The sequence below is a fragment of the Enterobacter sp. 296B2 genome, from assembly GCF_034106185.1.
Taxonomy (GTDB): Bacteria; Pseudomonadota; Gammaproteobacteria; order Enterobacterales; family Enterobacteriaceae; genus Enterobacter; species Enterobacter cloacae_N.
Genome location: NZ_JAWNCA010000034.1, coordinates 15,480 through 36,524, shown reverse-complemented (window position 1 = coordinate 36,524; position 21,045 = coordinate 15,480). Strand labels below are relative to the sequence as shown.

The following is a 21,045-nucleotide window of genomic DNA, read 5'->3' as shown; positions in this document are numbered from 1 at the left end:
AACCGAGAATCTGATGAGTGACTATAAATCAACCCTGAATTTGCCGGAAACAGGGTTCCCGATGCGCGGCGATCTCGCCAAGCGCGAACCGGGAATGCTGGCGCGTTGGACCGATGATGACCTGTACGGCATCATTCGTGCAGCTAAAAAAGGCAAAAAAACCTTCATTCTGCATGATGGCCCTCCATATGCGAATGGCAGCATTCATATTGGTCACTCTGTAAACAAGATTCTGAAAGACATTATCGTGAAGTCCAAAGGACTCGCGGGATATGACTCGCCTTACGTTCCGGGCTGGGACTGCCACGGTCTGCCCATTGAGCTGAAAGTGGAGCAAGAGTTTGGCAAGCCTGGCGAGAAGTTTACCGCTGCAGAGTTCCGCGCGAAGTGCCGCGAATACGCTGCCACCCAGGTTGATGGCCAGCGCGCTGACTTTATCCGTCTGGGCGTGTTGGGCGACTGGTCGCACCCGTACCTGACCATGGACTTCAAAACCGAAGCCAATATCATCCGTGCGCTGGGCAAAATCATCGGTAACGGTCACCTGCACAAAGGCGCGAAGCCGGTGCACTGGTGCGTGGACTGCCGCTCTGCGCTGGCAGAAGCGGAAGTGGAGTATTACGACAAAACTTCACCTTCTATCGATGTGGCCTTCGAAGCGGTCGATCAGGATGCCATTAAAGGTAAATTCGGTCTGCCTGGCGTTAGCGGCCCGATCTCTCTGGTGATCTGGACAACTACCCCATGGACGCTGCCAGCCAACCGTGCAATCTCGCTCTCCGGCGAGTTCGAATACGCGCTGGTGCAGATTGATGGCCGCGCGGTTATCCTGGCGAAAGATCTGGTTGAAAGCGTGCTGAAACGCGCGAATATCACCGACTACACCGTGCTGGGTACCGTAAAAGGCGACGCGCTGGAGCTGATGCGCTTCAAACACCCGTTCCTGGGCTTCGACGTTCCGGCGATCCTGGGCGACCACGTGACGCTGGACGCGGGTACCGGTGCGGTGCATACCGCCGGTGGCCACGGTCCTGACGACTACAACATCAGCCTGAAGTACGGTCTTGAAATCGCCAATCCGGTTGGCCCGGACGGTTCTTACCTGCCTGGCACCTATCCGGCGCTGGACGGCATCAACGTCTTCAAAGCGAACGACATTATCGTTGACATGCTGCGCACCAGCGGCGCGCTGCTGCACGTTGAGAAAATGCAGCACAGCTATCCGTGCTGCTGGCGTCACAAGACGCCAATCATCTTCCGTGCGACCCCGCAGTGGTTCGTTAGCATGGATCAGAAAGGCCTGCGCGAGCAGTCTCTGAAAGAGATCAAAGGCGTGCAGTGGATCCCGGACTGGGGCCAGGCGCGTATCGAATCCATGGTGGCTAACCGCCCTGACTGGTGTATCTCCCGTCAGCGTACCTGGGGCGTGCCGATGTCTCTGTTCGTACATAAAGAGACGCAGGAACTGCATCCGAACACCCTGGAACTGATGGAAGAAGTGGCGAAGCGCGTTGAAGTTGACGGCATTCAGGCGTGGTGGGATCTCGACGCCCGTGACATCCTGGGCGCGGACGCGGACAATTACGAGAAAGTGCCGGATACCCTGGACGTGTGGTTCGACTCCGGGTCTACTCACGCCTCCGTGGTCGATGTGCGTCCGGAGTTTGCCGGCCACGCTGCCGATATGTATCTGGAAGGCTCTGACCAACACCGCGGCTGGTTCATGTCATCTTTGATGATCTCCACCGCGATGAAGGGTAAAGCGCCTTACCGTCAGGTACTGACTCACGGCTTCACCGTGGATGGACAGGGCCGTAAGATGTCCAAATCCATCGGTAACACCGTTTCTCCGCAGGACGTGATGAACAAGCTGGGCGCGGATATCCTGCGCCTGTGGGTAGCCTCTACCGACTACACCGGCGAAATGGCTGTATCTGACGAGATCCTGAAGCGTGCTGCTGACAGCTATCGTCGTATCCGTAACACCGCGCGCTTCCTGCTGGCGAACCTGAACGGTTTTGATCCAGTGAAAGACATGGTGAAACCGGAAGAGATGGTCGTGCTGGACCGCTGGGCGGTAGGCTGCGCGAAAGCGGCGCAGGAAGACATCGTTAAGGCGTATGAGTCCTACGACTTCCACGAAGTGGTGCAGCGCCTGATGCGCTTCTGCTCCATCGAGATGGGCTCGTTCTACCTCGACATCATCAAAGACCGCCAGTACACCGCGAAGGCGGACAGCGTGGCGCGCCGTAGCTGCCAGTCCGCGCTGTTCCATATCGCAGAAGCGCTGGTGCGCTGGATGGCGCCGATCATGTCCTTCACCGCAGATGAAATCTGGGGCTATCTGCCTGGCGACCGTGAGAAATATGTCTTCACCGGCGAGTGGTATGAAGGTCTGTTCGATCTCTCCAGCACCGAAGCAATGAACGATGCCTTCTGGGACGAGCTGCTGAAAGTGCGTGGCGAAGTGAACAAGGTGATCGAGCAGGCGCGTGCTGATAAGAAAGTTGGTGGCTCTCTGGAAGCGGCAGTGACTCTGTACGCCGAACCTGAGCTGGCGGCGAAGCTGACCGCGCTGGGCGATGAATTGCGATTTGTCCTGTTGACCTCCGGTGCAAAAGTTGCGGATTATGCCGAGGCTTCTGCTGATGCGCAGCAGAGCGAGCTGCTCAAAGGGCTGAAAGTCGCGCTGAGCAAAGCCGAAGGTGAGAAGTGCCCGCGCTGCTGGCATTACACTACCGATATCGGCCAGGTGGCGGAACACGCAGACATCTGCGGACGCTGTGTAAGCAATGTCGCCGGTGACGGCGAAAAACGTAAGTTTGCCTGATGAGTAAAACTCTCTGTTCAACAGGGCTGCGCTGGCTGTGGCTGGTTGTGGTGGTGCTGATTATCGATCTGGGCAGCAAGTTCCTGATCCTCCAGAATTTTGCTCTGGGGGAGACGGTTTCGCTGTTCCCGTCGCTTAACCTGCACTATGCACGCAACTACGGCGCGGCGTTTAGCTTCCTTGCCGACAGCGGTGGCTGGCAGCGCTGGTTCTTTGCGGGTATCGCTCTCGGTATCTGCGTGGTGCTGGCCGTGCTGATGTACCGCTCAAAGGCCACGCAAAAGCTGAATAACATTGCCTACGCGCTGATCATTGGCGGCGCGCTGGGCAACCTGTTTGACCGCCTGTGGCACGGCTTTGTGGTCGATATGATCGACTTCTACGTCGGCGACTGGCACTTCGCGACCTTTAACCTGGCCGATACCGCAATTTGCATCGGTGCGGCGTTAATCGTGCTGGAAGGCTTCTTGCCTAAACCGGCCGCGAAAGAGCAGGCGTAACACACTCGCCCGGTGGTGTAATGCCACCGGGCAAAACAAGCGAGCAATTTGCATGTCTAAATCCGTACAGAGCAACAGCGCGGTTCTCGTTCACTTCACGCTGAAGCTGGATGACGGCTCCACCGCCGAATCCACCCGCAATAACGGCAAACCTGCCCTGTTTCGTCTCGGCGATACCTCCCTGTCTGAAGGTCTTGAGCAGCAGCTCCTGGGCCTGAAAGAGGGGGAGAAAAAAGCGTTCTCGCTGGAGCCGGATGCCGCGTTTGGCGTGCCAAGCCCGGACCTGATCCAGTATTTCTCGCGCCGCGAGTTTATGGACGCGGGCGAACCGGAAATCGGGGCGATTATGCTCTTTACCGCTATGGACGGCAGCGAAATGCCTGGCGTGATCCGCGAGATTAACGGCGACTCTATCACCGTTGACTTCAACCATCCGCTTGCCGGGCGTACCGTTCATTTTGATGTTGAAGTGCTGGAGATCGATCCGGCACTGGAGGCCTGAAATGCAGATCCTGTTGGCTAACCCGCGCGGCTTCTGCGCCGGTGTAGACCGCGCTATCAGCATTGTTGAAAATGCGCTGGAGATTTACGGCGCGCCAATTTACGTGCGTCACGAAGTGGTGCATAACCGCTACGTGGTGGACAGCCTGCGCGAGCGCGGCGCTATTTTCATCGAGCAGATCAGCGAAGTGCCGGACGGTGCGATCCTGATCTTCTCCGCGCACGGCGTCTCTCAGGCGGTGCGTAACGAAGCGAAAAGCCGCGATTTAACCGTTTTCGACGCAACCTGCCCATTAGTGACGAAAGTGCATATGGAAGTGGCGCGTGCCAGCCGTCGCGGTGAAGAGTCGATTCTGATTGGCCATGCGGGTCATCCGGAAGTCGAAGGTACCATGGGCCAGTACAGCAATCCGGAAGGGGGAATGTATCTGGTTGAGTCGCCGGAAGATGTCTTTACGCTGAACGTAAAAAATGAAGCCCGTCTGTCGTTTATGACCCAGACGACGCTCTCGGTTGATGATACCTCGGATGTGATTGACGCCCTGCGCCAGCGCTTCCCGAAAATCGTCGGGCCGCGTAAGGATGACATCTGCTACGCGACCACCAACCGCCAGGAAGCGGTGCGTGCGCTGGCTGAACAGGCGGACGTGGTGCTGGTGGTCGGCTCCAAAAACTCGTCTAACTCCAACCGTCTGGCCGAACTGGCGCAGCGCATGGGTAAAGCGGCGTTCCTGATCGACGACGCGGCGGACATCCAGGAAGCGTGGGTTAAAAATGCGGTCTGCGTTGGCGTTACCGCAGGCGCTTCCGCGCCGGATATCCTGGTGCAGAACGTGATAACCCGTCTGCAGGAGCTGGGCGGTGGCGAAGCGGTTCCGCTGGAAGGACGCGAAGAGAATATCGTCTTCGAAGTGCCGAAAGAGCTGCGTATCGACGCCCGCGAAGTGGAATAACCCCTAAACAGCGAAAAGGCCAGCATCTCATGTGCTGGCTTTTTTTTTGCCCCGTACTTTATCGTGACCACAAAATCATGTCTTTTACTGATATTTAAGTCGGTTTCACGTTAAATTCTAATTATTGGTGTTTTCAGTTGGCAGCCTCCGCGAAGGCTGGTTAATCTGAAAACGATTTACATCATTTTAACGTAAGAGAATAACTATGCATGATGCACAGATCCGTGTCGCCATTGCGGGCGCGGGTGGACGTATGGGCCGTCAGCTGATTCAGGCGGCACTTCAGATGGATGGCGTAGCGCTGGGCGCGGCGCTGGAGCGTGAAGGCTCATCGCTTTTGGGTTCCGACGCAGGTGAACTGGCGGGCGCAGGAAAGACGGGCGTTACTGTCCAGAGCAGCCTGGATGCGGTTAAAGATGACTTCGATGTGTTTATCGACTTTACCCGCCCGGAAGGTACGTTGACGCACCTGGCATTTTGCCGCCAGCACGGCAAGGGGATGGTGATCGGCACCACCGGTTTTGACGACGCGGGTAAGCAGGCCATCCAGGACGCATCAAAAGAGATCGCGATTGTCTTCGCGGCGAACTTTAGCGTGGGCGTTAACGTCATGCTCAAGCTGCTGGAGAAAGCAGCGAAGGTCATGGGCGACTATACCGATATTGAAATTGTCGAAGCCCACCACCGCTACAAGGTAGATGCGCCGTCAGGCACGGCGCTGGCGATGGGCGAGGCGATTGCTCATGCACTCGATAAAGATTTAAAAGACTGCGCGGTCTATGCCCGCGAAGGTCACACTGGCGAACGCGTACCGGGCACTATTGGTTTCGCAACGGTACGTGCGGGTGACATCGTCGGCGAACATACGGCGATGTTCGCCGATATTGGTGAACGCGTGGAGATTACTCATAAAGCCTCAAGCCGCATGACGTTTGCCAACGGCGCGGTACGTTCCGCTTTGTGGCTTAAAAACAAGAAAGATGGACTTTTTGATATGCGAGATGTACTCGATCTCAACAATTTGTAAGTATTATTACCCATCGTGATGTGGTTATTGCAGTCGTAATTCTTTGATTGCATAGGGCAATATTTTATTGCCCTTATATTTTACCTGTTTAGCTCTTGTTTTGTTTTTTGAGCCATGAAAACACAACTATTCTTCCTGGTTTTCGTTACAGAAATGTAAATTTTGACCATTTGGTCCACTTTTTGATGCTGTGTCGACTCATTTTTCATTAAATTCGGCGCGCAAGCGTTTTCCGCAGTGATTTACCTGATCTTTTTGTCGCTTAAGCTTCACTCGCCTCACCAGATGCGCAAAAGACTAAACAAAATATCCGTTTTAAGTTGACTTTTACCCACCAAATCTCCAGAATGCCGCCGTTTGCCAAAAATCCGCTGGCAACACATTTGCATTGATCCATGACATGGTTATGAATTAATATGCAAATAAAGTGAGTGAATATTCTCTGGAGGGTGTTTTGATTAAGTCAGCGCTATTGGTTCTGGAAGACGGAACCCAGTTTATCGGTCGGGCCATAGGGGCAACGGGTTCGGCGGTTGGGGAAGTCGTTTTCAATACTTCAATGACCGGTTATCAAGAAATCCTCACTGATCCTTCCTATTCTCGCCAAATCGTTACTCTTACTTATCCTCATATCGGCAATGTCGGCACCAACGCGGCTGACGAAGAATCTTCTCAGGTACATGCGCAAGGCCTGGTCATTCGCGACCTGCCGCTGATTGCCAGCAACTTCCGCAATACCGAAGACCTCTCTTCTTACCTGAAGCGCCATAACATCGTGGCGATTGCCGATATTGATACCCGTAAGTTAACGCGTCTGCTGCGCGAGAAGGGTGCACAGAACGGCTGCATCATCGCGGGTGATAACCTCGATGCGACGCTGGCGCTGGAAAAAGCGAAAGCCTTCCCGGGCCTGAACGGCATGGACCTGGCGAAAGAAGTGACGACCGCGGAAGCCTACAGCTGGACACAGGGTAGCTGGACGCTGGAAGGCGACCTGCCGGAAGCGAAAAAAGAGAGCGAGCTGCCGTTCCACGTGGTGGCCTACGATTTTGGCGCCAAGCGCAACATTCTGCGCATGCTGGTTGACCGCGGCTGCCGCCTGACGGTGGTGCCGGCTCAGACCTCTGCCGAAGACGTATTGAAGATGAATCCGGACGGTATTTTCCTGTCCAACGGTCCTGGCGACCCGGCACCGTGCGATTACGCCATCGCCGCCATTAAGTCCTTCCTGGAAACCGACATCCCGGTATTCGGCATCTGCCTCGGCCATCAGCTGCTGGCGCTGGCGAGCGGTGCGAACACCGTTAAGATGAAGTTCGGCCACCACGGTGGTAACCACCCGGTGAAAGACATCGATAACAACACGGTAATGATCACCGCGCAGAACCACGGCTTTGCCGTCGATGAAGCCTCAATGCCGGCTAACCTGCGCGTGACCCATAAGTCGCTGTTCGATGGCACCCTGCAGGGGATTCATCGCACCGATAAGCCAGCATTCAGCTTCCAGGGTCACCCGGAAGCCAGCCCGGGCCCGCACGACGCCGCGCCGCTGTTCGATCACTTCATCGAACTTATCGAGCAATACCGTAAGACCGCTAAATAATCAGGAGCCGAGAAGACCATGCCAAAACGTACAGACATAAAAAGCATCCTGATCCTTGGCGCTGGCCCGATTGTCATCGGCCAGGCCTGTGAATTCGACTACTCCGGCGCTCAGGCGTGTAAAGCCCTGCGTGAAGAGGGCTACCGCGTTATCCTGGTGAACTCTAACCCGGCAACCATCATGACCGACCCGGAAATGGCCGATGCAACCTACATCGAGCCGATTCACTGGGAAGTGGTGCGTAAAATCATCGAGAAAGAGCGTCCGGACGCGGTCCTGCCAACCATGGGCGGCCAGACGGCGCTGAACTGTGCGCTGGAGCTTGAGCGTCAGGGCGTGCTGGCCGAGTTCGGCGTAACCATGATTGGTGCGACCGCCGACGCGATTGATAAAGCAGAAGACCGTCGCCGCTTCGACGTGGCGATGAAGAAAATCGGCCTCGACACCGCGCGTTCCGGTATTGCGCACAACATGGAAGAGGCGCTGGCCGTTGCGGCTGAAGTGGGTTATCCATGCATCATCCGTCCTTCCTTCACCATGGGCGGCACCGGCGGCGGTATTGCCTACAACCGCGAAGAGTTCGAAGAGATTTGCGAACGCGGTCTGGATCTTTCCCCAACCAAAGAGCTGCTGATTGATGAATCGTTGATTGGCTGGAAAGAGTACGAGATGGAAGTAGTGCGTGATAAAAACGACAACTGCATCATCGTCTGCTCCATCGAAAACTTCGATGCGATGGGTATCCACACCGGCGATTCCATCACCGTTGCGCCAGCCCAGACGCTGACCGACAAAGAGTATCAAATCATGCGTAACGCCTCGATGGCGGTACTGCGTGAAATCGGCGTGGAAACCGGCGGCTCTAACGTGCAGTTCTCCGTGAACCCGAAAACTGGCCGTCTGATTGTTATCGAAATGAACCCGCGTGTGTCCCGCTCCTCCGCGCTGGCCTCCAAAGCGACCGGCTTCCCGATTGCGAAAGTGGCGGCGAAACTGGCGGTGGGTTATACCCTCGACGAGCTGATGAACGACATCACCGGTGGCCGAACCCCTGCGTCCTTCGAGCCGTCCATCGACTACGTTGTGACTAAAATTCCTCGCTTTAACTTCGAGAAGTTCGCAGGCGCGAACGACCGTCTGACCACCCAGATGAAATCCGTCGGTGAAGTGATGGCGATTGGCCGCACGCAGCAGGAATCCCTGCAGAAAGCGCTGCGCGGCCTCGAAGTGGGCGCGACCGGCTTTGACCCGAAAGTGAGCCTGGACGACCCGGAAGCGCTGACCAAAATCCGCCGCGAGCTGAAAGACGCGGGCGCGGAGCGCATCTGGTACATCGCCGATGCCTTCCGTGCTGGCCTGTCCGTCGACGGCGTGTTCAACCTGACCAACATCGACCGCTGGTTCCTGGTGCAGATTGAAGAGCTGGTGCGTCTGGAAGAGAAAGTGGCAGAGCTGGGCATCAACGGCCTGGACGCAGACTTCCTGCGCATGCTGAAGCGTAAAGGCTTCGCCGACGCGCGTCTGGCTAAGCTGGCGGGCGTGCGCGAAGCGGAAATCCGTAAGCTGCGCGACCAGTATGACCTGCACCCGGTTTACAAGCGCGTCGACACCTGTGCGGCAGAGTTTTCTACCGACACCGCGTACATGTACTCCACCTATGAAGACGAGTGCGAAGCGAATCCGTCCGTCGACCGCGACAAGATTATGGTGCTGGGCGGCGGTCCAAACCGTATCGGCCAGGGCATCGAGTTTGACTACTGCTGCGTACACGCCTCGCTGGCGCTGCGCGAAGACGGTTACGAGACCATCATGGTCAACTGTAACCCGGAAACCGTCTCCACCGACTACGACACCTCTGACCGTCTCTACTTCGAGCCGGTTACCCTGGAAGACGTGCTGGAAATCGTGCGCATCGAGAAGCCAAAAGGTGTTATCGTGCAGTACGGCGGCCAGACCCCGCTGAAGCTGGCGCGCGCGCTGGAAGCGGCAGGCGTGCCGGTTATCGGCACCAGTCCGGATGCGATTGACCGTGCGGAGGACCGCGAGCGTTTCCAGCAGGCGGTTGACCGTCTGAAGCTGAAACAGCCGGCGAACGCCACCGTGACCGCTATCGAACAGGCTGTCGAGAAGGCGAAAGAGATTGGCTACCCGCTGGTGGTGCGTCCTTCCTACGTACTGGGCGGCCGCGCGATGGAAATCGTTTATGACGAAGCCGACCTGCGACGCTACTTCCAGACCGCGGTGAGCGTCTCCAACGATGCGCCTGTGCTGCTCGACCGCTTCCTCGACGACGCGGTAGAAGTGGACGTTGACGCCATCTGCGATGGCGAAATGGTGCTGATTGGCGGCATCATGGAGCACATCGAGCAGGCTGGCGTACACTCCGGCGACTCCGCTTGTTCTCTGCCAGCGTACACGCTGAGCCAGGAGATTCAGGACGTGATGCGTCAGCAGGTGCAAAAGCTGGCCTTCGAACTGCAGGTCCGCGGCCTGATGAACGTTCAGTTCGCGGTAAAAGACAACGAAGTTTACCTGATTGAAGTGAACCCGCGTGCGGCACGTACCGTACCGTTCGTCTCCAAAGCCACCGGTATTCCGCTGGCGAAAGTGGCGGCACGCGTGATGGCAGGCCAGACGCTGGCTCAACAGGGCGTGACAAAAGAGATCATCCCACCGTACTACTCGGTGAAAGAAGTGGTGCTGCCGTTCAACAAATTCCCGGGCGTTGACCCGCTGTTAGGGCCAGAAATGCGCTCTACCGGGGAAGTGATGGGCGTGGGCCGCACCTTCGCAGAAGCGTTCGCGAAGGCGCAGCTGGGCAGTAGCTCCACCATGAGAAAATCAGGCCGTGCGCTGCTCTCCGTTCGTGAAGGTGACAAAGAACGCGTGGTTGACCTGGCCGCCAAGCTGCTGAAACAGGGCTTCGAGCTGGATGCAACCCACGGTACGGCGATTGTGTTGGGCGAAGCCGGCATCAACCCGCGTCTTGTGAACAAGGTGCATGAAGGTCGTCCGCACATTCAGGATCGTATCAAGAATGGCGAATATACCTACATCATCAACACCACCGCAGGCCGCCAGGCGATTGAAGACTCCAAGCTGATTCGCCGCAGCGCGCTGCAGTACAAAGTGCACTACGACACCACCCTGAACGGCGGTTTCGCGACGGCCATGGCGCTGAACGCGGACGCCACCGAGAAGGTGATTTCGGTGCAGGAAATGCACGCGCAGATTAGCAAGTAAGACAAATTGCCCGGTGCCGTTCGGTAACCGGGCATTCTTCCTCTCTTCAGAAACTTCTGGTTTTTCATCCGCTTTCAGTCAGTTAGCCTAAAATGGTTAGGTCGATAACGAAATTCATCTGAGAGCAGGGGAAAACACCATGCAAAATAAATTACTGATCGCTTCCGTTCTGGCTGCCACGACAATGTTTACCGTTGCGGGCTGTTCGTCTAATCAGGCCGTAAAAACCACCGATGGCAGAACCATTGTCACCGACGGCAAACCGCAGGTGGATGACGATACCGGTCTGGTGTCTTACAAAAACGCTGAAACCGGCCAAACTGAGCAGATTAACCGTGACCAGGTTAAATCGATGGGCGAACTGGATAACTAATTCAGAATTCTGACGTAAGCCCGTCAATAATATTCACTATTAGCCTGTTGAATTACTGACTACACTCTTTTGTTAAAAGAAAGCAGTAACAACAGGCTAATCAATGATTCTGATAATTTATGCCCACCCTTATCCGCACCATTCGCATGCGAATAAGCGGATGCTTGAGCAGGTAAGGACGCTTGATAACGTAGAGATACGTTCCCTCTATGAACTCTATCCCGATTTTAATATCGATATCGCTGCCGAACAGGAGGCGCTTTGCCGTGCCGATCTGATTATCTGGCAGCATCCCATGCAGTGGTACAGCACGCCCCCGCTCCTGAAGCTGTGGATTGATAAAGTCTTCTCCCACGGCTGGGCGTATGGTCACAACGGCCATGCGCTGAAAGGCAAAAGCCTGATGTGGGCGGTCACTACCGGCGGTGGGGAAAGCCACTTTGATATTGGTTCCTTTCCGGGGTTTGACGTGCTGGCGCAGCCGCTGCAGGCTACTGCGCTTTACTGTGGACTGAACTGGCTCCCGCCGTTTGCGATGCACTGCACCTTTGTTTGCGACGATGAAACGCTGCAGGCGCAGGCTCGCCATTATAAACAACGCTTACTTGAGTGGCAGGAGACGCACCATGGATAGCCATACGCTGATACAGGCGCTGATTTATCTCGGCGCGGCGGCACTGATTGTGCCCGTGGCGGTACGTCTGGGGCTGGGCTCTGTTCTCGGCTACCTGATTGCGGGCTGCGTCATTGGGCCGTGGGGATTTCGACTGGTCACGGATGCGGAGGCGATCCTCCATTTCGCTGAAATTGGCGTTGTGCTGATGCTGTTTGTGATTGGCCTGGAGCTGGATCCGCAGAGATTATGGAAGCTTCGCGCCTCGGTATTTGGCGGAGGCGCGCTGCAGATGGTGGCCTGCGGCCTGCTGCTCGGCGGGTTCTGTATCCTGTTGGGTATGGACTGGAAAGTGGCAGAGCTTATCGGCATGACGCTGGCGCTCTCCTCAACGGCCATTGCCATGCAGGCGATGAACGAGCGAAATCTGACGGTATCCCAGATGGGACGCAGCGCGTTCTCGGTGCTGCTGTTTCAGGATATTGCCGCTATTCCGCTGGTGGCGATGATTCCGCTGCTGGCGGCAAGCGGCTCGTCCACGACGCTGGGTGCGTTCGCACTTTCGGCATTAAAAGTCGTGGGGGCGCTGGCGCTGGTGGTCCTGCTGGGGCGTTACGTGACCCGTCCGTTACTGCGGTTTGTTGCCCGCTCGGGCCTGCGCGAAGTGTTCAGCGCCGTGGCGCTGTTCCTGGTGTTTGGCTTTGGTTTGCTGCTTGAGGAAGCCGGATTGTCGATGGCGATGGGGGCCTTCCTCGCAGGCGTTCTGCTGGCGAGCTCTGAATACCGTCACGCGCTGGAAAGCGATATCGAGCCGTTCAAAGGGTTGCTGCTGGGGCTGTTTTTCATCGGGGTGGGGATGTCCGTCGACTTCGGCACGCTGGTCACGCACCCGCTGCGGATTGTCATCCTGCTCGTCGGTTTCCTCGTCATTAAAATGGTGATGCTGTGGCTGATTGCGCGCCCATTGAAGGTGCCGAACAAGCAGCGCCGCTGGTTTGCCGTGCTGCTGGGTCAGGGAAGCGAATTTGCGTTCGTGGTGTTTGGCGCCGCGCAGATGGCAAACGTGCTCGATCCCGAGTGGGCGAAAGCGTTGACGCTGGCGGTCGCGCTGTCGATGGCGGCGACGCCTGTTCTGCTGGTGGTTCTGACGCGCCTTGAAAAATCGGGTAGCGAGCAGGAGCGCGAAGCCGACGAGATCGACGAGGAGCAGCCGCGCGTTATCATCGCCGGATTTGGCCGCTACGGGCAGATCGTGGGGCGTTTACTGCTGTCGAGCGGGGTGAAGATGGTCATCCTCGATCACGACCCCGACCATGTTGATACCCTGCGTAAATTTGATATGAAGGTGTTTTACGGCGATGCGACCCGCGTCGACTTGCTGGAATCCGCCGGGGCGGCAAAAGCAGAGGTGTTGATTAACGCCATTGACGATCCGGAGACCAGCATGCAGATGGTGGAGCTGGTAAAAGAGCATTTCCCTGCGCTGACGATAATTTCCCGCGCGCGCGATGTGGATCATTACATCCGGCTGCGGCAGGCAGGGGTTGAGGCGCCGGAACGTGAGACATTCGAAGGCGCGCTGAAGTCCGGCCGGATGGCGCTGGAAAATCTGGGGCTCGGCGCGTATGAGGCGCGCGAACGTGCGGATCTGTTCCGCCGCTTTAACACCGGGATGGTGGAAGAGATGGCGGCGATGGCAGGCAGCACGGCTACGGAGCGTGCAGCGGTGTTTAAACGCACCAGCGCGATGCTGACGGAAATCATTAACGAGGACCGCAATCACCTGTCGCTGATCCAGCGTCACGGCTGGCAGGGCACGGAAGAGGGCAAGCATACCGGCGATCCGGCTGACGAGCCCGAGAGTAAACCTTCCGCGTGAAGTGGAGTTGCCAGCAATAATAAAAAATTTCTGTATCTTTACTCTGCCGCCAGTCGACGAAAGATTAAGCTTTCCGTATAGTGGCGGCAATTTTTTGCATCCGGGAAATTTTCAATGATCAGTCTGATTGCAGCGCTGGCGGTGGACCGCGTTATCGGTATGGAAAATGCCATGCCGTGGAACCTGCCTGCCGATCTCGCATGGTTTAAACGTACTACGTTAAACAAGCCGGTAGTGATGGGCCGCCTGACCTGGGAGTCGATTGGTCGTCCATTGCCGGGCCGTAAGAATATCGTTATCAGCAGCCAGCCGGGCACTGACGATCGCGTCGAATGGGTAAAATCAGTAGACGAGGCGATTGCTGCATGCGGCAATGCCGAAGAGATCATGGTGATCGGTGGCGGTCGTGTGTATGAACAGTTCCTGCCAAAAGCGCAGAAGCTGTATCTGACCCACATTGATGCAGAAGTGGAAGGGGATACCCATTTCCCGGATTACGATCCGGACGAATGGGAATCTGTGTTCAGCGAATTCCACGACGCCGATGCGCAGAACTCCCACAGCTACTGCTTCGAGATTCTGGAGCGTCGTTAAGTGATTTTCCTACCCCTCTCCCCTCTTCCCAAAGGGGAGAGGGGACTGTTCGGTGCGGTCTTTTGGGGAGGGAGGCAATAGTCAGGAGGCAACGGCCTCACTTTCCCCTAAGTCCAGCTGTCGGTTGGACGGCTGCACAAAGTAAGCTTTATCTTCCCAGCGTAAGCAGGTTAACTCTCCGCCCCAGCAGCATCCGGTATCCAGACCGTAGATCCCGTCCGGCGTGCCTTTTCCTTCCAGCGCAGCCCAGTGACCAAATACCACGCTATACTCGCTTGTCACCGGTCCAGGAATAGCAAACCACGGTTTGAGCGGGGCAGGCGCGCTTTCCGGTGTCTCTTTGGAATACATGTCCAGCTGCCCGTTCGGGAAGCAGAAACGCATGCGGGTGAACGCATTGGTGATAAAGCGCAGGCGGGCCAGACCGCTGAGATCCTCGCTCCAGTGGTTCGGCATATCGCCGTACATGGCATCAAGGAAGAAAGGGTACGAGTCGCTCGCCAGCACCGCCTCTACGTCACGTGCGCAGGTTTTCGCTGTCTCAAGATCCCATTGTGGCGTGATCCCGGCATGGGCCATGACCAGCTTTTTCTCCTCGTCGACCTGAAGTAAGGGCTGACGGCGCAGCCAGTTAATCAGTTCGTCCGCGTCTGGCGCATCCAGCAGGGGAGAGAGGCGATCTTTAGGTTTGTTGCGGCTGATCCCGGCAAATACGGCCAGCAGGTGAAGATCGTGATTGCCCAGCACCATGCGAACGCTGTCGCCCAGCGATTTGACGAAACGTAAAACCTCAAGCGATCCCGGGCCGCGCGCGACTAAATCGCCCGTCAGCCAGAGCGTGTCCTGTCCTGGCGTAAAGTCGACCTGTTTTAACAATGCGATCAGTTCATCGTAGCAACCGTGAACGTCGCCAATCAGATATGTAGACATTAGATTAATGAATGAGTGTGGTTACGGCGAGACGGAACACAGGAATAGCAACGCGGAACACGTTGCCATCGACGTCGACCATTTCGTAATGGCCTTGCATGGTACCCAGCGGCGTTTCAATCACCGCGCCGCTGGTGTACTGGTACTCTTCGCCAGGGGCGATGTGGGGCTGCTCACCGACCACGCCTTCACCCTGAACTTCAATTTCGCGGCCATTGCCGTTAGTGATAAGCCAGTAGCGCCCGCGCAGCTGCACGGGCATCCGCCCCAGATTGCGAATGGTCACGGTGTAGGCAAAGACAAAACGCTCTTCATCCGGCGAGGATTGCGATTCAACATAGACGCTTTGTACATGGACACATACGCGGGGCGAATCAATCATGGCTTAACTCTCCTTCGGCGGCGCATTTTCGCTGATGTAATTAGCCAGCTTGCAGTACTGCTCTACGGAAATGTTTTCCGCACGCATTGCCGGGTCGATCCCCAGCTCTGCTAACACCTCAACGGTAAACGAATTGCTCAGGCTGTTACGGATCGTTTTACGGCGCTGGTTGAACGCTTCTGTTGTGATGCGGCTGAGTACGCGCAGATCTTTAACCGGATAAGGTTTTATTTTGTGCGGCACCAGGCGCACAACCGCAGAATCTACTTTCGGCGGTGGCGTAAACGCGGACGGCGGTACTTCGAGTACCGGGATCACGTTGCAGTAATATTGTGCCATCACGCTTAAACGACCATACGCTTTACTGTTCGGCCCTGCAACCAGACGGTTAACAACCTCTTTTTGCAACATGAAGTGCATGTCGGCAATGGCATCAGTATAGCTAAAGAGGTGGAACATTAGCGGCGTGGAGATGTTATACGGCAGGTTGCCGAACACGCGCAGCGGCTGGCCCATTTTTTCCGACAGTTCGCCAAAGTTCATGGTCATGGCATCCTGCTGGTAGATGGTCAGCTTTGGTCCGAGGAACGGGTGCGTTTGCAGGCGTGCGGCCAGGTCGCGGTCCAGTTCGATAACGGTCAGCTCGTCGAGGCGTTCGCCTACCGGCTCGGTCAGCGCGGCAAGACCCGGGCCGATTTCGACCATAGCCTGACCTTTCTGCGGATTAATAGCAGACACGATGCTGTCGATCACGAACTGATCGTTGAGAAAGTTTTGCCCGAAGCGTTTACGGGCTAAGTGGCCCTGATGGACTCGATTAGTCATTGAGTATTAACAATCATTTTGATGGCGAGATTAAGCGCCGTAATAAAACTGCCGACATCCGCTTTCCCCTGGCCTGCCAGATCCAGCGCAGTGCCGTGGTCAACGGATGTTCGAATAAAGGGTAAACCGAGGGTGATATTCACCCCGCGGCCAAAGCCCTGGTATTTTAGCACGGGCAGGCCCTGATCGTGGTACATCGCGAGCACGGCGTCGGCATTATCCAGGTATTTCGGCTGGAAAAGGGTGTCCGCAGGCAGCGGTCCACTGAGATTCATCCCCTTCGCCCGCATTTCATTGAGCACCGGAATAATGGTGTCGATCTCTTCGGTGCCCATGTGCCCGCCTTCTCCGGCGTGCGGATTCAGGCCGCAGACCAGCACGTGGGGCTGCGGGATCCCAAATTTTGTCTGCAGATCGTGGTGCAAAATCCCGATGATCTCGCGCAGGAGTTCAGGGGTGATCGCGTCAGGAATGGCTTTGATCGGCAGATGGGTTGTCACCAGCGCAACGCGCATCGCTTCCGTCGCCAGCATCATCACCACTTTCGGGCTGTGCGAGCGCTCTTCGAAGAACTCCGTATGCCCGGTAAACGGTATGCCCGCTTCGTTGATGACGCCTTTGTGGACGGGGCCGGTGATCAGAGCGGCAAATTCGCCCTTCAGGCAACCGTCGCAGGCGCGAGCAAGGGTGTCAACGACGTAATGGCCGTTTTCCGTGCTGAGCTGGCCTGGAACAACGGGTGTACGAAGGGGGACAGAGAGCAGCGTGAGCGTACCGGCCTGCTGTGGTGCGGGCTGTTGGCCTTCATCGTAAGGGATGAGCGTTAAAGGCAGACCGAGCAGCTTCGCCCGGTCTTGTAACAGTGTTGCATCAGCGCAGACAACCAGTTCTACCGGCCAGCTGCGCTGGGCGAGCTGGACAACGAGGTCAGGCCCAATCCCGGCGGGTTCGCCGGGCGTGATAACAACACGATGCTGTTTCATTAGTTGCTCAGCACTTTCACATAAGCACTGGCGCGTTGTTCCTGCATCCAGGTTGCCGCTTCTTCAGAGAACTTACGGTTAAACAGCATACGGTAGGCTCTGTCTTTCTGCGCCGCATCCGTTTTGTCCACGTTGCGTGTGTCCATCAGCTCGATTAGATGCCAGCCAAATGAAGAGTGAACCGGGGCGCTGAGCTGGCCCTTATTCAGCTTCATCAGCGCATCGCGGAAGGCAGGATCGTAAATGTCCGCAGCAGCCCAGCCCAGATCGCCGCCCTGGTTCGCAGAGCCAGGATCCTGAGAGAACTCCTTCGCTGCATTGGCAAACGAGGTTTTACCGCTCTTAATGTCCGCGGCAATCTGCTCCAGCTTCGCACGCGCCTGATCGTCAGTCATAATCGGTGACGGCTTCAGCAGAATGTGGCGAGCGTGAACCTCAGTCACGGAGATGTTCTGGCTCTGACCACGCAGATCGTTCACTTTCAGAATGTGGAAGCCAACGCCTGAACGGATTGGACCCACAATATCGCCTTTCTTCGCCGTGCTCAGCGCCTGAGCAAAGATGGAAGGCAGCTCCTGAATACGTCCCCAGCCCATCTGGCCGCCTTTCAGCGCCTGCTGGTCAGCGGAGTAGGTGATAGCCAGCTTGCCAAAGTCGCTGCCGTTACGCGCCTGGTCGACAATAGAACGTGCCTGACTTTCTGCTTCCGCAGCCTGATCGGACGTTGGGTTCTCTGGCAGTGGGATCAGAATGTGGCTCAGGTTCAGCTCTGTGCTCGCATCGTTCTGGTTGCCCACCTGCTTTGCCAGCGCGTCTACTTCCTGCGGCAGGATCGTGACGCGGCGGCGCACTTCGTTGTTACGCACTTCCGAAATCAGCATCTCTTTACGGATTTGGTTGCGGTAGGTGGCGTAGCTGATACCGTCATAAGCCAGACGACTGCGCATCTGATCTGGCGTCATATTGTTCTGCTTTGCAATGTTAGCGATGGCCTGATCGAGCTGCTCGTCAGTCACCTTCACGCCCATTTTCTGACCCATCTGCAGGATAATCTGATCCATGATCAGACGCTCCAGGATCTGATGGCGCAGCGTGGCATCATCCGGAAGCTGCTGGCCTGCTTCGCCCGAATTGAGCTTCACGGATTTCATCAGACCGTCAACGTCACTTTCGAGCACGACGCCGTTGTTAACGACAGCCGCGACCTTATCAACAACCTGGGGGGCCGCGAAGCTGGTATTCGCAACCATAGCGACACCGAGCAGCAGCGTTTTCCAGTTCTTCATACTTTTTCCATTTCAATTAACCGCAAAGCGGATTACGTTGTAAATCAAGCACATTACAAAGAGCTACTGTACGGCAGAATGTTCGAACGCAGCATCTGATGCGTGCCAAGGCCGTAGTTGGAGCTCAGGCCGCGCAGTTCGACATTAAAGCCAATCACGTTATCGTATTTGCCCTGATTGTTTTCACTGTCCCAGCCGTTAAGCTTACGCTCGTAACCGACGCGCAGCGCGTAACAGCAGGAGTTATATTGCAGACCCACCATCTGGTCCGCTGGCTTATTCGCGTTAGTGTCAAAGTAGTAAGCGCCTACGATTGACCAGCGGTCGGCGATAGGCCAGCTTGCTGCGCCACCCACCTGCGAGATGCCGTCTTTATACTGTTCATTGCCAGCATAGGAAGGCAATGTTGCCTGAATATATTCCGGGCTGGCGTAACGATACGTCAACTGCATCATCCGGTCTTCATCGCGGCGGTACTCAATAGCCGCGCTACTTGTGGCGATATTATCGAGGCGAGTGTCATACTGCACACCACCGCGCAGACCCCAGCGGTCAGTCATGCGCCAGTAAGTATCACCTGCCCAAACCAGCGATCCCGTTTTGTTGTCTTTCTCCCAGTTAATGTTGTCATCACCGGTACGTGACTCGGTGAAATAGTAGATTTGACCAACAGAAACGTTAAAACGTTCAACGGCGGCATCATCATAAACGCGCGTTGTGACGCCGGTCGTTAACTGGTTAGCGGATGCGATACGGTCCAGACCGCCATAAGTACGGTCACGGAACAGGCCGCTGTAGTCAGACTGCAGTAAAGAAGAGTCGTAGTTCTGGATATTGCTCTGATCGCGATACGGCACGTACAAATACTGCATACGCGGTTCAAGCGTCTGGGTATAACCATCCGCCAGCAAGGCCATATCACGTTCGAAGATCAACTTGCCGTCCATTTTGAACTGCGGGAGCGTTCGGTTTACCGACTCTTCCAGATGCGCATTTCGGGTGGCATTGTAATTATCAACATTTTTTTGTTGATAGTGAGTCGCCATCAGCTTGGCTTCGGTATTCAGGCTTGCCCAGTCGTTAGACCACGGCAGATTGATCGTCGGCTCAAGGTGAACACGCGTGGCTTCCGGCATATCCGAATCCGTGTTCACGAAATGTACTGCCTGAGCGTAAACCCGGGTGTCGAATGGACCTACGTTATTCTGATACCAGTTAACGTCCAGCTGCGGCTCTGCGCCATAGGTAGGCGTGGACTGGTCAGAGAATACCTGGAACTGCTTGGTTGAGACGGTGGCATCAAAGTTCTGCACCGCGTAGCCAACGCTGAACTTCTGCGTGGCATAGCCATCCGTGCTCGAACCGTATTTGGACGAGAAATCGTTAAAATAAGATGAGTCGCTAACTTTGGTGTAGTCAATATTAAAGCGCCACACCTGATCCATCACCCCGGCATGCTGCCAGTAGAATAACCAGCGGTGTTTATCACCTTCCGTTGGATGCTCATCCTGGAACACTTTATCTGACGGCAGATAATCCAACTCCATCAGGCCAGCCCCGGCCTGAGTCAGATAGCGGAACTCATTCTCCCACATGATGTTGCCGCGCTTGTGGATATAGTGCGGCGTGATCGTGGCGTCCATGTTGGGCGCGATGTTCCAGTAATACGGCAGGTAGAACTCAAAGTAATTCGAGGTGCTGTATTTGGCATTGGGGATCAGGAAACCTGAGCGACGCTTGTCACCCACGGGAAGCTGCAGGTAAGGGCTGTAGAAAACCGGAACTGGGCCGAGCTTAAAGCGGGCGTTCCAGATTTCCGCGACCTGTTCTTCACGGTCATGGATAACTTCGCTCCCGACCACGCTCCAGGTATTTGAACCCGGCAGACAGGATGTAAAGGAGCCATTCTCCAGAATCGTATAGCGGTTTTCACCGCGCTGCTTCATCAGGTCCGCTTTACCGCGTCCCTGGCGACCCACCATCTGGTAATCACCTTCCCAGACGTTAGTGTCTTTGGTATTCAGGTTTGACCAGGCTTTCGGACCTTTCAGGATGACCTGATTATCGTCATAGTGCACATTACCCAGCGCATCCACCGTTCGTACCGGCTCGGCCGCGCCTTCCGGCTGCTTCTGGTGCAACTGCACTTCATCCGCCTGCAGGCGGCTATTGCCCTGGTTAATATCCACATTACCCGTAAACGTGGCATTGTCAGGATAAGTACCTTTGGAGCTATCGGCAGTAATGGTTACCGGCAAGCTATTTGTATCGCCCTCCACCAGTGGGCGATTATAACTTGGGACGCCAAGCATACACTGCGAGGCGAGATCGGCCGCCAGCCCCTGTTGACTGTAAAGGGCGGAGCCAATCATTGTGGCCAGGAGGGTGGGGATACGTTTTTTCATACGTTATATTTTATTGTTCCGTCATCAGTGGCTACGGCTTACAAACGCTCAGAGACTATCTTACTCATCTGCGCAGTACCAGCGTTAATCCTGCCCGTTTGCGTGCCAGAGTGTTAGG

At 56.0% G+C, this 21,045-nt stretch carries 17 protein-coding genes; 11 read left to right on the top strand and 6 right to left on the bottom strand.

Annotation, left to right across the window (positions count from 1 at the left end):
* Positions 1-13: 13 nt before the first annotated feature.
* From ileS to folA, 11 genes are all read left to right on the top strand, one after another.
* Positions 14-2,830: an isoleucine--tRNA ligase gene (ileS, locus tag URZ40_RS20025; RefSeq protein WP_320721035.1), complete on the top strand. Its 2,817-nt coding sequence runs from the start codon at positions 14-16 to the stop codon at positions 2,828-2,830.
* Positions 2,830-3,330, top strand: a complete 501-nt coding sequence (gene lspA / locus URZ40_RS20020) for a signal peptidase II (protein ID WP_028015470.1) — start codon at positions 2,830-2,832, stop codon at positions 3,328-3,330. The genes ileS and lspA overlap by 1 nt, the downstream gene beginning before the upstream one ends.
* A 52-nt stretch (positions 3,331-3,382) precedes the next feature.
* Positions 3,383-3,832, top strand: coding sequence for an FKBP-type peptidyl-prolyl cis-trans isomerase (gene fkpB / locus URZ40_RS20015; RefSeq protein ID WP_003856450.1), 450 nt, complete (start codon positions 3,383-3,385; stop codon positions 3,830-3,832).
* 1 nt (position 3,833) lies between these two features.
* Positions 3,834-4,784: a 4-hydroxy-3-methylbut-2-enyl diphosphate reductase gene (gene ispH, locus URZ40_RS20010; protein WP_316379709.1), complete on the top strand. Its 951-nt coding sequence runs from the start codon at positions 3,834-3,836 to the stop codon at positions 4,782-4,784.
* 205 nt (positions 4,785-4,989) lie between these two features.
* Entirely contained in the window at positions 4,990-5,811 is an 822-nt protein-coding gene (gene dapB, locus URZ40_RS20005; protein ID WP_320721034.1) for a 4-hydroxy-tetrahydrodipicolinate reductase, read from the top strand.
* 454 nt (positions 5,812-6,265) lie between these two features.
* On the top strand, positions 6,266-7,414 hold the full coding sequence (gene carA / locus URZ40_RS20000) for a glutamine-hydrolyzing carbamoyl-phosphate synthase small subunit (protein WP_010427050.1): 1,149 nt from the start codon (positions 6,266-6,268) through the stop codon (positions 7,412-7,414).
* Positions 7,415-7,432: 18 nt separating this feature from the next.
* Positions 7,433-10,657, top strand: a complete 3,225-nt coding sequence (carB, locus tag URZ40_RS19995; protein ID WP_008502028.1) for a carbamoyl-phosphate synthase large subunit — start codon at positions 7,433-7,435, stop codon at positions 10,655-10,657.
* 139 nt (positions 10,658-10,796) lie between these two features.
* Positions 10,797-11,030 (top strand): YgdI/YgdR family lipoprotein, encoded by a 234-nt coding sequence (locus URZ40_RS19990; protein WP_116342438.1) that lies wholly within the window; start codon positions 10,797-10,799, stop codon positions 11,028-11,030.
* Positions 11,031-11,133: 103 nt separating this feature from the next.
* Complete coding sequence (gene kefF / locus URZ40_RS19985) at positions 11,134-11,664, top strand: glutathione-regulated potassium-efflux system oxidoreductase KefF (protein ID WP_320721033.1); 531 nt, start codon at positions 11,134-11,136, stop codon at positions 11,662-11,664.
* The gene (kefC, locus tag URZ40_RS19980; protein ID WP_192981971.1) at positions 11,657-13,522 is read left to right on the top strand and encodes a glutathione-regulated potassium-efflux system protein KefC; all 1,866 of its coding nucleotides are present in this window, start codon (positions 11,657-11,659) and stop codon (positions 13,520-13,522) included. The genes kefF and kefC overlap by 8 nt, the downstream gene beginning before the upstream one ends.
* Before the next feature lie 114 nt (positions 13,523-13,636).
* Positions 13,637-14,116 carry a type 3 dihydrofolate reductase gene (folA, locus tag URZ40_RS19975; RefSeq protein ID WP_008502023.1) on the top strand — a complete coding sequence of 160 codons (480 nt, stop codon included), beginning with the start codon at positions 13,637-13,639 and terminating at the stop codon, positions 14,114-14,116.
* Positions 14,117-14,197: 81 nt separating this feature from the next.
* Here the strand turns inward: folA and apaH are convergent, their stop codons facing one another.
* From apaH to lptD, 6 genes are read right to left on the bottom strand one after another with little or no spacing between them, the layout of a single operon-like run.
* Complete coding sequence (gene apaH / locus URZ40_RS19970; protein WP_116342444.1) at positions 14,198-15,046, bottom strand: bis(5'-nucleosyl)-tetraphosphatase (symmetrical) ApaH; 849 nt, start codon at positions 15,044-15,046, stop codon at positions 14,198-14,200.
* A gap of 4 nt (positions 15,047-15,050) precedes the next feature.
* Entirely contained in the window at positions 15,051-15,428 is a 378-nt protein-coding gene (gene apaG / locus URZ40_RS19965; protein WP_014882505.1) for a Co2+/Mg2+ efflux protein ApaG, read from the bottom strand.
* A 3-nt stretch (positions 15,429-15,431) separates the two neighbouring features.
* Positions 15,432-16,253, bottom strand: coding sequence for a 16S rRNA (adenine(1518)-N(6)/adenine(1519)-N(6))-dimethyltransferase RsmA (rsmA, locus tag URZ40_RS19960; protein WP_316379708.1), 822 nt, complete (start codon positions 16,251-16,253; stop codon positions 15,432-15,434).
* Entirely contained in the window at positions 16,250-17,236 is a 987-nt protein-coding gene (gene pdxA, locus URZ40_RS19955; protein WP_163330298.1) for a 4-hydroxythreonine-4-phosphate dehydrogenase PdxA, read from the bottom strand. Before pdxA ends, rsmA begins: the two co-directional genes overlap by 4 nt.
* Positions 17,236-18,522 (bottom strand): peptidylprolyl isomerase SurA, encoded by a 1,287-nt coding sequence (surA, locus tag URZ40_RS19950; protein ID WP_116342448.1) that lies wholly within the window; start codon positions 18,520-18,522, stop codon positions 17,236-17,238. The genes pdxA and surA overlap by 1 nt, the downstream gene beginning before the upstream one ends.
* A gap of 53 nt (positions 18,523-18,575) precedes the next feature.
* Complete coding sequence (gene lptD, locus URZ40_RS19945; RefSeq protein WP_166710090.1) at positions 18,576-20,927, bottom strand: LPS assembly protein LptD; 2,352 nt, start codon at positions 20,925-20,927, stop codon at positions 18,576-18,578.
* Positions 20,928-21,045: the final 118 nt, after the last annotated feature.